10 protein-coding genes are annotated in these 13318 nt (G+C 54.6%); 5 read left to right on the top strand and 5 right to left on the bottom strand.

The features are described 5' to 3' along the window. Positions 1–9: 9 nt before the first annotated feature. Genes OGW16_RS11905 through cecR form a run of 4 tightly spaced genes read right to left on the bottom strand, consistent with a single transcriptional unit; the run spans position 10 to position 4534 of the window. Positions 10–1143, bottom strand: coding sequence for an ABC transporter permease (locus OGW16_RS11905; RefSeq protein WP_286518481.1), 1134 nt, complete (start codon positions 1141–1143; stop codon positions 10–12). Continuing rightward, on the bottom strand, positions 1136–2872 hold the full coding sequence (locus OGW16_RS11900; RefSeq protein ID WP_286518480.1) for an ATP-binding cassette domain-containing protein: 1737 nt from the start codon (positions 2870–2872) through the stop codon (positions 1136–1138). Before OGW16_RS11900 ends, OGW16_RS11905 begins: the two co-directional genes overlap by 8 nt. After that, positions 2865–3860, bottom strand: coding sequence for a secretion protein HlyD (hlyD, locus tag OGW16_RS11895; RefSeq protein WP_043015684.1), 996 nt, complete (start codon positions 3858–3860; stop codon positions 2865–2867). The genes OGW16_RS11900 and hlyD overlap by 8 nt, the downstream gene beginning before the upstream one ends. Further along, positions 3857–4534 (bottom strand): transcriptional regulator CecR, encoded by a 678-nt coding sequence (gene cecR, locus OGW16_RS11890; protein ID WP_003035216.1) that lies wholly within the window; start codon positions 4532–4534, stop codon positions 3857–3859. Before cecR ends, hlyD begins: the two co-directional genes overlap by 4 nt. A gap of 221 nt (positions 4535–4755) precedes the next feature. On the opposite strand from cecR, the gene rhlE reads away from it, so the two are divergent. Next, a complete protein-coding gene (gene rhlE, locus OGW16_RS11885) occupies positions 4756–6099 on the top strand; it encodes an ATP-dependent RNA helicase RhlE (RefSeq protein ID WP_043015685.1) in 1344 nt (447 codons plus the stop codon). Between the two features lie 67 nt (positions 6100–6166). Here rhlE and OGW16_RS11880 read toward each other — a convergent pair whose 3' ends face one another. Continuing rightward, positions 6167–6901, bottom strand: a complete 735-nt coding sequence (locus OGW16_RS11880; protein ID WP_032938550.1) for a GntR family transcriptional regulator — start codon at positions 6899–6901, stop codon at positions 6167–6169. 202 nt (positions 6902–7103) lie between these two features. Between OGW16_RS11880 and OGW16_RS11875 the strand changes: the two genes are divergently transcribed. The 4 genes from OGW16_RS11875 (at position 7104) to ybiB (ending at position 13237) form a co-directional block, all read left to right on the top strand. Next, positions 7104–8456, top strand: a complete 1353-nt coding sequence (locus OGW16_RS11875; protein ID WP_043015686.1) for a class-II fumarase/aspartase family protein — start codon at positions 7104–7106, stop codon at positions 8454–8456. Between the two features lie 33 nt (positions 8457–8489). Then, a complete protein-coding gene (locus OGW16_RS11870; protein ID WP_043015687.1) occupies positions 8490–9911 on the top strand; it encodes a DASS family sodium-coupled anion symporter in 1422 nt (473 codons plus the stop codon). 177 nt (positions 9912–10088) lie between these two features. Further along, the gene (gene dinG / locus OGW16_RS11865; protein WP_286518479.1) at positions 10089–12239 is read left to right on the top strand and encodes an ATP-dependent DNA helicase DinG; all 2151 of its coding nucleotides are present in this window, start codon (positions 10089–10091) and stop codon (positions 12237–12239) included. 29 nt (positions 12240–12268) lie between these two features. Further along, the gene (gene ybiB / locus OGW16_RS11860; protein WP_043015689.1) at positions 12269–13237 is read left to right on the top strand and encodes a DNA-binding protein YbiB; all 969 of its coding nucleotides are present in this window, start codon (positions 12269–12271) and stop codon (positions 13235–13237) included. Positions 13238–13318: the final 81 nt, after the last annotated feature.

The following is a 13318-nucleotide window of genomic DNA, read 5'->3' as shown; positions in this document are numbered from 1 at the left end:
CCCGTCCCCTTAATCCAGCCGACGTTTGGTTTTAAGCCACGTCAGGCCGATAAACATCACTGCCGAAGCAATTAAAAACAGCACGTTGACAATCAGCACTACCGGAATATTTCCCGCCAGAAACAGGCTTTGCAGGGTGCTGACGAAATAACGAGCCGGAATAATGTAGGTCACCGCCCGAATAATCGCGGGCATGCTGTCTATCTGGAAGATAAAACCCGACAGCATAATCGAGGGCAGGAAGGCGGCATTCAGCGCGACCTGCGCGGCGTTAAACTGGTTGCGGGTGACGGTGGAAATAAGCAACCCCATGCCGAGCGTACTGAGCAGAAACAGGCTGGTAATAAAAAACAGGATCAGCAACGAGCCACGATAGGGCACGCCAAGAATAAACACCGATACCAGCATACACAGCAGCATCGCCAGCATGCCCAGAAAGTAATAGGGGATCAGTTTGCACAGTAGGAGTTCGACGCGGGTGACTTCGGTAGACAGCAGCGCTTCCATGGTTCCGCGCTCCCATTCGCGTGCCACCACTAATGAGGTGAGGATGGCGCCAATGACCGTCATTATGATGGTTACTGCCCCAGGAATAATAAAGTGCTGGCTGATGGCCGCCGGGTTAAACCAGTAGCGGGTCTGCACATCGATCAATGGCTTGAACGATTCTCCACGATCTTCCGCCCGCTGTTGCTGCCAGATTTGCCAGATGCCTTCGACATAACCCTGCACAAAGTTGGCGGTATTCGGCTCACTGCCGTCGGTAATCACCTGGATCGACGCCACGTCGTTGGGCCGCGCCATCTGCTGGGCGAAATCCACCGGGATCACCACCAGCCCGCGAATGCGCCCGGCCTGCATTTTCTCAATCAGTTCCTGACGGTTATCGCTGATGGTGGCGTCAATATAGGGCGAACCGGTCATAGTATGGGTAAAATCCAGCGCCTCTTCGCTTTGCTGTTCGAGCAAAATCCCTACCCGCAGCTTGCTGGAGTCGAGGTTGATCCCGTAGCCGAAGATAAACAGCAGCAGCAGCGGGATCACCACCGCAATCAGCCAACTGCTGGGATCGCGGACGATCTGGCGCGTCTCTTTTACGCACAGCGCACGTACGCGACGCCAGGAGAGAGCGGAGTTACTCATGCGTATGCTCCTTATCCCAGTCATTGATTAGCGTAATAAACGCCTGCTCCATGGTCGGATCCGGCGTGTCGCTGTCGGCAGCCTGAGCTTTCAGGTCGTCCGGCGTACCGCTGGCAATCAGTTTGCCGCGATACACCAACCCGATGCGATCGCAGTATTCCGCCTCATCCATAAAGTGGGTGGTCACCATCACCGTGACGCCTTTTTCCACCATGCTGTTGATATGCAACCAGAACTCGCGGCGGGTGAGGGGATCGACCCCGGAAGTGGGTTCATCAAGGAACAGAATGTCGGGTTCATGCATCAGTGAGCAGGCCAGCGCCAGACGCTGCTTAAAGCCCAGCGGCAATTCGTCGGTGGCGTGGGAGGCGATGCTCTTCAGGCCGAATGCCTCGCTCATACGGTCAATTTTCTCTTTCTGCGCCCGACCGCGCAGGCCGTAGACACCGGAGAAAAAGCGCAGATTCTGTTCAACCGTCAGGTTGCCATACAGGGAGAATTTCTGCGCCATATAGCCCAGATGCTGACGCGCTTTGCCGGAGCTGACTTTCAGATCCATATCCAGCACCAGCGCTTTGCCGGAAGTGGGGACCAGCAGGCCGCACATCATTTTAAACGTGGTAGACTTACCGGCGCCGTTGGGTCCTAACAGACCAAAAATCTCGCCGCGCTGCACGGCAAAGTCTACCTGGTCGGTAGCGGCAAAATCGCCAAATTTCTTGGTCAGCGCTTTGGCCTCGATCACCGTTTCGCCAGGCGTGCCTTCCACGGTATGCAGGATAGCCCCCAGCGGGGACTCTGATGTTCCGGCCCCACCGAGTAAATCGATAAAAGCATCTTCGAAGCGCGGCGCAGTTTCGTTGATGGTTATCTCCGGCATGCCGTCAGCGCGTTGAATCTGCTGAGCTGTAGCCTCTTTTTTCAGGATTAAACGGACTGATTTCCCCTGAATCATCCCATCGCTGACCTGCGGCAGTTTTAATGCGCGTTGCAGCAGCCGGCGGTTGTTTTCCTGCGGACTGCTCATCAGGAAGCTGCGACCTGCCATGGTTTGCGTAAGCTGAGTGGGATCGCCCTGGTATAATAATTCCCCTTCGTTCATCAACAGCACATCACGGCATTGTTCAGCCTCATCCAGATAGGATGTACTCCAGAGGATCAGCATGCCGTCCCCGGCCAGTTCGTGGACCATTTGCCACAGTTCGCGACGGGAAATAGGGTCGACGCCGACGCCTGGCTCATCCAGCAGCAACACTTTGGGTTCGCCGACCAGCGTACAGGCAAGCCCGAGCTTCTGTTTCATGCCACCGGAAAGCTTGCCAGCCAGTCGTCCGGTAAACGGCCCCAGCGAGGTGAATTCCAGTAGCCGGGCAAAGGTTTTTTCTCGCGTTTCACCGGTGACGCTGCGCAAATCAGCATAGAGATTGAGGTTCTCCATGACCGTCAAATCTTCATACAGACCAAATTTCTGCGGCATATAGCCGAGCACTGCATGCAGCGCGCTGTCGTCTCTGATGGGATCAAAACCAATCACCGCAGCACTTCCGGCATCGGGTTTTAACAACCCTGCCAGCATTCGCATCAGCGTAGTTTTGCCCGCGCCGTCGGGTCCGACAAGTCCGGTCACGTAGCCCGCATGGACGGTGCAGTCGAGTGGGGCGACGGCCGGTTTTTCCATTCCGGCAAAGTTTTTCGTCAGCCCTTTAAGCGTAATGACGGCGTCATTCATGCCGTGCCTCATCGCCAAACTTAATTGTTACCGGCATTCCCTGGCGTAGCGCATCGTCCGCGTCGGTGACGACAATTCGCAGTCGATAAACCAGGTCGGTGCGCAGGTCAGGGGTCTCAACCGTTTTCGGCGTAAACTCGGCGGTAGGGGATACGAAGCCGATTTTACCGTGATACGGTTTGTCCGGGCGACCATCGGTATAGAGCTGGATTTCTCGTCCTGGCTGCGCCTGGCTCAGATTTCGTTCGTCAACGTAGGCGCGAACCCATACCGGACGCGTGAGCGACAGCGTCAGTACCGTGCCCCCTTCGTTCAGCATGCTACCGGGTTCAACCGCACGGGTGAGAAGCGTGCCATCTGACGGCGAGGTCAGCGTGGTGTCATGCAAATTAAGCTCTGCCTGCGCCAGCTCGGCCTGGGCCTGTTCGAGCGCGGCTTTTGCCTGTTCGATGTCCTGTACACGATTACCGCTGCGATATTGCGTGAGCTTATCCTGCGCGGATTTCAGTGAGGCCAGCGCCTGATCCCGTGATGAACGGGCGTTTTCCAGATCGTTGGCAGAAATGGTGCGGCTTTTCCACAATCCTACCTGCCGATTGTAAAAGTTCTGCGCGTAATCATAGGCCGCCTGCGCCTGTTTGACAGCCGCCGCGGTTTGCGCGATCTCTTCTTCGCGATATCCTGCCAGCATCAGATCGTATTGCGCCTGCGCAGCGGCAACGTTGGCTTTTGCCTGCATTAATGCGTTTTCATACGGCGCGCGATCCAGTTCGCCCAGCACCTGACCGGCGGTAATCGCATCGCCTTCGTCAACAGCCAGCGAGGCCAGCCTGCCGCCGACGCGAAAACTCAGGTTGACGCTACGGATGTCGACATTGCCGTACAGCGTCAGGCCGTTATCTTGCCGGCTTTGATACCACCACGTTCCACCGGCAATCACGGCAACGAGGGCCGCGATGACCAGCCCGAGAACGACAGGTTTTTTCATGACTCCAGACTCCTTTGCGTTAAACCTTGCAGAATAAGATCGATGTGACAGGTGATCGTTTGGTCAATCAGCGCGGTTTTATCCTCATCAAATTGTGACCAGCCCGTACGCAACAGAATGGTTTCTTTCCCCAGACGAAAAGCCAGCACTTCGCCGAGTATGGCGTGGGTGTGCAGAATCATTTGGGTATCGTTGGCATCGCCGCCGGTATAGGCGGCAATCAGGCGTGTCAGGTGTGTATGCAGCGGATTGATAACCTGGTCGTGCACCAGTTGATAAGCTGCGGTGGGGGAAAGCTGTTCACGCGAGATAAATTTGCTCAGGTTAACGGTGTCGTCCTGAGTTAACAGCATGATCATATTTTTGCAGGCGCGCAGGATCAGTTCGCGCATCGCGCCGCGATCAGGCTCCGGCTGCGCAAACAGACGCTCGGCTTCTTCAGCGTGCGGGCGAAACTGTGAGCCGATAAAATCTGCAATCCACTGGGCGCAGGCGAGATATAAATCCTCTTTTGAGCCAAAATAGTAGGTGATGGCCGCAATATTTTGCCCGGCCTGCGCGGCGATATCGCGCGTGGTGGCATGTAGACCATACTCGCCAAACTGCGCCAGCGCGGCGGCAATGAGCTGATTTTTCGCCTGTTCACCTTTGGTTGTCATGGTGGGTGTATTCATGGCACAACTCTAATATTAATCAATCGATTGATTAAGATTATGACTGATGTGCAACCTTGTCCAGTCCAGACCGTTATTTTCCTGCACAGGGATAATTTATGCGGCACATCACAAAAACTGCTACACTCCGCCCCTTCATGACATTGTGGTTTTTGTCATCTCTATTATATGTATCTCCCTGAAAACGACACCGGTAACGGTCAGGGTGGTTCGGAGTTGTTATGTCTTTTGATTCCCTTGGTTTAAACCCTGATATTTTACGTGCCGTTGCCGAGCAGGGTTACCGTGAACCTACCCCTATTCAGCAGCAGGCGATCCCTGCCGTGCTGGAAGGCCGCGATCTGATGGCCAGCGCCCAGACCGGCACGGGGAAAACGGCAGGTTTTACCCTGCCGCTGTTGCAGCACCTGATTACTCATCAGCCGCATGGTAAAAGCCGTCGTCCGGTTCGTGCGCTGATCCTTACTCCAACCCGCGAACTGGCAGCCCAGATTGGCGAAAATGTCCGTGATTACAGTAAGTATCTGAATATTCGCTCGCTGGTGGTTTTCGGCGGCGTCAGTATTAACCCGCAGATGATGAAGCTGCGTGGCGGCGTGGATGTGCTGATTGCCACTCCGGGTCGTTTGCTCGATCTGGAGCACCAGAATGCGGTGAAACTGGATCAGGTTGAAATTCTGGTGCTGGATGAAGCTGACCGCATGCTGGATATGGGCTTTATTCACGACATTCGTCGCGTTCTGGCGAAATTGCCGGCAAAACGTCAGAACCTGCTGTTCTCAGCCACGTTCTCTGACGATATCAAGTCGCTGGCCGAAAAGCTGCTGCACAATCCGCTGGAAATCGAAGTGGCGCGTCGTAATACCGCGTCCGAGCAGGTGACTCAGCACGTTCATTTCGTAGATAAGAAGCGTAAACGCGAACTGTTGTCGCAGATGATAGGTCAGGGCAACTGGCAGCAGGTGCTGGTGTTTACCCGTACCAAACACGGTGCGAACCATCTGGCGGAACAGCTGAATAAAGACGGTATCCGCAGCGCGGCGATCCACGGTAACAAATCTCAGGGAGCGCGTACGCGTGCGCTGGCTGATTTTAAATCCGGTGATATTCGCGTGCTGGTGGCGACCGACATTGCCGCGCGCGGCCTGGACATTGAAGAATTGCCGCATGTGGTGAACTACGAGTTACCAAACGTCCCGGAAGATTACGTGCACCGTATTGGTCGTACCGGTCGTGCGGCCGCTACTGGCGAAGCGTTGTCTCTGGTGTGCGTCGATGAACATAAGCTGTTGCGCGACATCGAGAAGCTGCTGAAAAAAGAGATCCCGCGTATTGCAACGCCAGGCTATGAGCCAGACCCGTCCATCAAAGCCGAGCCGATCCAGAATGGTCGCCAGCAGCGTGGCGGCGGCGGCCGTGGTCAGGGTGGAGCAGGGCGTGGCCAACAGCCGCGTCGTCAGGATGGCGGTGCGCCAAAAGCGAAACCGCGTAGCGGTGAAGGCAAACCGGCAGGCGACAAGCCTCGTCCACCGCGCCGTCCGCGCAAACCGTCTACAGCGCAGTAATTCCCTTACTGTATGGCTGTATAAACACGCTATCCGGTCTACACACTGTGTAGGCCGGATAGGTCAATCACTCCCCCGAACTTTGCGATTTCAGCACGATCGAGCAGGTATATCGTCCTGCCGGGTGAATCGAAATCGTCGTCTCAAATACTTTCCCGTCCCTGTCCAGATAACGACGCACAATTCTCATCGCTGGCGAATCAGGCGCTACATTGAGAATCTTTGCCACCTTTTTGGGCACTCCGACAGCCGTAATGGTCTGATGCACCTCATGACTTTTGATACCGTAATGCGTTTCGATCAAATCGCTGATTAATGAGTGTGGATCGTCACGGATGTACGTGCGCAACTTGGCGTAATCCGTGCTGGCATAGCTGTCCGTCCAGCAGATTGGCGCGTCGGGGTTGTGCGCATCTTCGCGAGTGCTGGCAATGTGCAGCCATCGAGAACCTGGCGGGCAGCCAATCATCTGGGACAACTCTATGTCCGCCACAATCTCATCGATTTTCTTGATGACGCGCAGATTGTTTTTGGCCAGCAGCAACAGATCCTCAAGATGCGATAGCGGGTGATTGACGCCGTTCGCCTTAGGTTCGCAAACGCGAGTACCCGCACCTTTACGCCGTGAAATCAGACCTTGCTCTGTTAATTCCCTTAACGCCTCACGCATGGTGTGGCGGCTGACCTGCCATGTTTCGCACAGTTCCATTTCCGTAGGAAACAGCGAGCCGGGGGCGAAGGTTCCCACCGCAATTTGCTGCGCCAGTTCACGTGCTATTCGCTTGTACAGAGATTCTTTCATCGCAGTTTCATCAAAATATTAGTGATCTTTATCACGAAAATTTGTACGGACTATTCCCTACATTTCTTACGAATACTATAAATGTCCGTACATTTAAATGTACGGACATTTTGTTATGTCTGGACATTATGGCGGCGTTTGGGCATTCAACAAACTGCCGTAAACACGCATCTTATCATTATCAGATTTTCCAGGGGGATTTATGGCTTCGAATGTACTTGATTCTGTTCTGTTCAGGGATTCTTTCGGTACACCGGCGATGCGCGCGGTGTTTGACGATCGCGAACTGGTGCGCAAATACGTGGAAGTGGAAGTGGCATTAGCCAAAGCCCAGGCACGCTGCGGTGTGATACCCGAGGCTGCTGCGGTGGAAATTGCTGAAAAATGTAATGCCGACACGCTCGATTTTGATTTATTGCGCCATGAAACCGAAATTGTGGGTTATCCGATCCTACCGCTGGTCCACCAGATTTCTAAACAGGCTGGCGAGTCCGGCGGTTATGTGCACTGGGGGGCAACCACTCAGGACATTATGGACACCGCAGTGGTCCTGCAAATTCGTGATGCTTTTGCGCTCATTGAATCCGATATGGACAAACTCCGCGCCACGCTGGCCGATCTTTCACGCCGCTACCGTGATACGCCGATGGCCGGGAGAACCCATTTACAACAGGCTTTGCCGGTGACATTCGGTTACAAAGCGGCCATCTGGCTGGATATGTTTGAACGCCACGCGGAACGTCTTACCCAGGCGCGTCCTCGTGTATTGGTTGGCGAATTTGCGGGGGCGGCCGGTACGCTGGCATCGCTGGGGGATAAAGGGCTGGCGGTACAAAAAGCGATGATGGAAGAGCTTGGTCTGAATGTTCCAACCTCCACCTGGCACGTCGCGCGTGATGGTTTTGCCGAAGCGGTGAACCTGTTAGCGGTGATAACCGGGTCGCTGGGTAAGATTGCCTACGACGTAATGCTGCTGGCAGCTAACGAGTTTGGTGAGCTGTATGAGCCGTTTGTTAAAGGGCGTGGCGCCAGCAGTACCATGCCGCAGAAACGCAACCCTATTTCCAGCGAGCTGATGCTGGCCTGTGCCAAAGGTGTTCGCCAACAGGCAGGGTTGATGCTTGATGCGATGGTACAAGATCTGGAGCGTGCAACCGGGCCGTGGCATGCCGAATGGATTGCCATCCCGGAAAGTTTCGTTCTCAGCGCGGGGGCGTTGCATCAGGCCAATTTTATGCTGGCGGGGCTGGTGGTCGATGAAGCGGCGATGAAACGTAACCTCGGTATGACCAACGGATTGATTGTAGCTGAGGCAGTCATGATGGGATTGGCCCCGTACATCGGTCGTCAGGATGCACATGACGTGGTGTACGACGCCTGCCGTATCGTCAACGAACAGGGTGGGCGATTGGCTGATGTGCTGAATGCGATGCCCTCTGTCTCTGAACGACTGGACCCACAGTTGATTGAAAAACTGACCGACCCGGCAAATTACCTTGGAATGGCACCGGCGATGGTGGATCAGGTATTAGCAAGATATATGTCGCGGAAATGAACGTTCTCGGGCTAACGGAATAAGGATATTTTTATGTCAACGAATTCTGTCACGGGAAAATCCATTCTGTCGTTCCTGATACCGCTGGCGATAGGCGCGATCGTTTGGTTTTATCCCGTACCTGATGGTCTGACGCCTCAGGCCTGGCATATGTTCGCGATATTTGCCGCGACCATTGCCGCTATTCTTACTCAGCCGCTCCCTTCGGGGGCGGTGATGTTGGTTGCACTTTGTGTGGTTATTTTCACCAAAACATTACCAGAGGCAAAGGCGTTGTCAGGGTTTGCGTCCGGTACGGTATGGCTCATTTTCTGTGCCTACGTCTTGTCTCTGGGGTTTGTAACGTCAGGACTGGGGAAACGTATCGCGTATAAAATGTTATCGCTCTTTGGCGGTAGCAGCCTGGGTATCGCTTACTCACTGGGGGTTTCCGATCTGATTATGGCCCCGGCAATGCCGTCAGTAACCGCGCGGTCCGGGGGCATTATTTTTCCCATCACTCGTTCCATCAATGATGTATTGGGTTCCGCTCCAGGGGTTACTGGCAAGCGCATTGGCGATTTCTTAACCATGGTGTGCTTCCAGTTTACGCCGATTACCGGGGCGATTTTCCTCACCGGGATGGCGGCGAATCCGCTGGTAGCCAGTCTGGCTAAATCGTCATTGGGTATAGAGATAACCTGGGGCGGATGGTTTATTTCCGCAGTGGTCCCTGCGATGGTCTGTTTCTGCCTGATGCCACTTCTGGTTTACAAGTTATTGGATCCCGAGCTTAAGCGTACGCCAGAGGCAAAAGCGATGGGTAAGCAGGCGCTCGGTGAACTCGGTTCGATGAGCAGCAATGAGAAAAAGGTTGCGTTTGGGTTTGTGCTGGCGCTGGTTGGCTGGGGCACTAGCTTGATTACTGGATTGTCTGCCACATCTGTCGGACTGGGGCTGGCTGCTTATCTGTTCGCCTCGGGTGCCGTTAGCTGGAAAAGCCTGCTTAATGACCATGCGGCATGGGATACGGTAATCTGGTTTAGCGTCATAATTAGTCTGGCGACCGGACTTGCCGATCTGGGCTTTATTAAATGGATGACCGTAAAGCTAGGCAGCGGTATTCAAGGGTTTGGCGCGATCGAGTCCTTTATTGTCCTGGGGATCCTTTACATTTACGTCCATTATCTCTTTGCTACGGCTACCGGGCACGTGGCTGCGCTGTATGCCCCTTTCGCGGCCACGGCGATCGCTGCAGGTGCGCCGCCGATGATGGTCGCTATTTGCTTCGGTATCTTTAGTAACCTGATGTGGGGGAATACCGAGTATGGCGGCGGACCTGGCCCTATTTATTTTGCTCAGGGCTATTTTGAACGGCCGCGCTTTTACAAGATTAACCTCTGCGTGGTGACGGCAAATGTGATCATCATTTTTGCCGTGGGCATGCTGTGGTGGAAGCTGCTGGGGTACTATTAATCGACACGTTTATTCGGCCTGCAATGAACCTGGCTGTAGGCCGGATAGCGTATAAGCCGCCATCCGGCAATTTAAGTCAAAGCTGCGAAGCGCTTTCCAGAATGGGGGAAAAAGGTACATTCAACGACTGAAATGTGCCACAATAGTGGCTGTTTATACAGTACTTCAGGTTTTCTCATGGCACTAACGGCTGCGTTAAAAGCGCAAATCGCCGCCTGGTATAAGGCGCTTCAGGAACAGATCCCCGACTTTATCCCCCGTGCGCCGCAGCGGCAGATGATTGCTGACGTTGCGAAAACACTCTCCGGGGAAGAAGGGCGACATCTGGCGATTGAAGCGCCGACCGGGGTGGGGAAAACTCTGTCTTATCTGATTCCCGGTATTGCCATAGCGCGTGAAGAACAAAAAACGCTGGTGGTCAGTACCGCCAACGTCGCTTTGCAGGATCAGATCTACAGCAAAGATTTACCGCTGCTACGCAAAATTATTCCTGACCTGCGTTTTACCGCCGCGTTTGGTCGCGGACGCTATGTCTGTCCGCGTAACTTAGCGGCGCTGGCTAGTACCGAACCCAATCAGCAGGATCTACTGGCCTTTCTCGACGACGACCTGACGCCCAATAACCAGGAAGAACAAAAGCGCTGCGCCAGGCTAAAAGGCGATCTCGACAGCTACAAGTGGGACGGGCTGCGCGATCACACCGATATCGCTATCGACGACGGACTCTGGCAGCGTCTGAGCACTGATAAAGCCAGCTGTCTGAATCGTAACTGTCACTACTATCGTGAATGCCCTTTTTTTGTTGCCCGCAGGGAAATTCAGGAAGCCGAAGTGGTGGTTGCCAACCACGCGCTGGTGATGGCGGCCATGGAAAGCGAAGCCGTTTTGCCGGAGCCGAAAAACCTGCTATTGGTGCTTGATGAAGGCCACCATTTGCCCGACGTCGCGCGCGATGCGCTGGAGATGAGCGCAGAAATCAGCGCCCCCTGGTACCGACTGCAGTTGGATCTGTTTTGCAAATTAGTGGCTACCTGCCTGGAGCAGTTTCGGCCAAAAACCACGCCTCCGTTGGCGAATGCCGAGCGTCTGAATGGTCACTGTGAGGAACTGTATGAGCTGATTTCCTCGCTCAATAACATTCTTAATCTGTACATGCCCGCTACCCAGGAGGCGGAACACCGCTTCGCGATGGGGGAGCTACCTGCGGAAGTGATGGAGATTTGTCAGCGTCTGGCAAAACTAACGGAAATGCTGCGCGGTCTGGCCGAACTGTTCCTCAACGATCTCAGCGAAAAAACCGGCACTCACGATATTGTGCGTCTGCATCGGGTTATTTTGCAGATGAATCGGGCGCTGGGCATGTTTGAGGCACAAAGCAAATTGTGGCGGCTGGCATCGCTCGCGCAATCATCGGGCGCGCCGGTGAGTAAATGGGCGACGCGCGAGGTGCGTGACGGGCAGATCCACGTCTGGTTTCACTGCGTGGGGATCCGCGTGAGCGATCAGCTCGAACGACTGCTGTGGCGCAGCGTACCGCATATTATTGTCACTTCCGCCACGCTACGCTCGCTCAACAGCTTCTCGCGTCTGCAGGAAATGAGCGGCCTGAAGGAAAAAGCAGGGGACCGGTTTGTTGCGCTGGATTCACCGTTTAATCACGTTGAACAGGGCAGAATCGTCATTCCGCAGATGCGCTACGAACCGCTAATTGAAAATGAAGAGCAGCATATCGCGGAAATGGCCGCCTATTTCCGCGAACAGCTGGAAAGCAAGAAGCATCAGGGGATGTTGGTACTCTTTGCCAGCGGACGGGCGATGCAGCGTTTTCTGGAGCACGTTACCGATCTGCGCCTACTGTTGCTGGTTCAGGGCGACCAGCCGCGCTATCGTCTGGTGGATCTGCACCGCAAGCGGGTGACCAACGGCGAGCGTAGCGTGCTGGTTGGGCTGCAATCTTTTGCCGAAGGTCTGGACTTGAAAGGCGACCTGCTGACTCAGGTGCATATTCATAAAATTGCTTTTCCGCCTATCGACAGCCCGGTGGTGATCACCGAGGGCGAGTGGTTGAAAAGCCTGAACCGCTACCCCTTCGAGGTGCAGAGCCTGCCCGCGGCGTCGTTCAATTTGATCCAGCAGGTAGGGCGACTCATCCGTAGCCATAGTTGCTGGGGAGAAGTGGTTATTTATGATAAGCGTTTATTGACCAAAAACTATGGCAAGCGTTTACTGAATGCGTTACCCATATTTCCGATAGAGCAACCTGCTGTGCCAGACGTTATAGTAAAACCAAAAGAAAAAGCGAAACCCACACGCCGCCGTCGGCGTTAACGACGCGAGCAACAGGCAAGGAGTTAACGATGGATTACCGCAAAATCATTAAAGAGATTGGGCGAGGAAAAAATCACGCGCGTGACCTGGATAAGGATACTGCTCGCGGACTGTATACCCATATGATGAACGGCGACGTACCTGACCTTGAAATGGGCGGGGTACTGATTGCGCTACGTATTAAAGGCGAAGGCGAAGCGGAGATGCTGGGCTTTTACGAAGCGATGCAAAACCACACCATTCGCCTGACTCCGCCGGTAGCGAAACCCATGCCGATTGTCATTCCCAGTTATAATGGCGCGCGCAAGCAGGCGAATTTGACTCCGCTGCTGGCGATTTTACTGCATAAGCTCGGCTTTCCGGTGGTGGTACATGGCGTCAGCGAGGATCCAACCCGCGTGCTGACAGAAACCATTTTCGAGCTGATGGGAATTGCGCCGACGCTGCATGCCGGGCAGGCGCAGGCAAAGCTGGATGGTCATGAGCCGGTGTTTATCCCGGTGAGCGCGCTGTGTCCTCCGCTGGAGAAACAGCTGGCGATGCGCTGGCGAATGGGCGTGCGTAACAGTGCGCACACGCTGGCTAAATTAGCCACGCCGTTTGCTGAAGATGCCGCGCTGCGTCTTTCCAGCGTGTCCCACCCGGAATACGTTTCGCGCGTGGCGAAGTTCTTCGGCGATATCGGTGGGCGTGGCCTGTTGATGCACGGTACCGAGGGCGAAGTGTATGCCAACCCGCAGCGCTGCCCGCAGATAAGTCTGATAGATTCATCCGGTGTGCGAGTGTTACAGGACCGACAGAGCGAGATGCCTGATGAGCCGGTACCGCTACCGGTAGCAAAAGACCCGGAAACCACCGCGCGCTGGATTGAGCGTTGTCTGGCGGGCAGTGAGCCTGTTCCGGCATCGTTGAAAATCCAGATGGCCTGTTGCCTGGTGGCAACCGGTGAATCCGCCTCACTGGCTGAAGGACTTGCCCGCGTCGAGCAAAGTTTCTAATTAATTTGTTATCCCGACGGGCCATTTACCAGGCCTGTCGGTTCTCTCATTTTAACAACGTGAAATTTCTGCACGTTTATT

Origin of the sequence: Citrobacter sp. Ce104, from assembly GCF_030334595.1 — a bacterium.
GTDB lineage: Bacteria > Pseudomonadota > Gammaproteobacteria > Enterobacterales > Enterobacteriaceae > Citrobacter > Citrobacter europaeus.
This window is presented reverse-complemented; position numbering and strand designations above follow the sequence as displayed.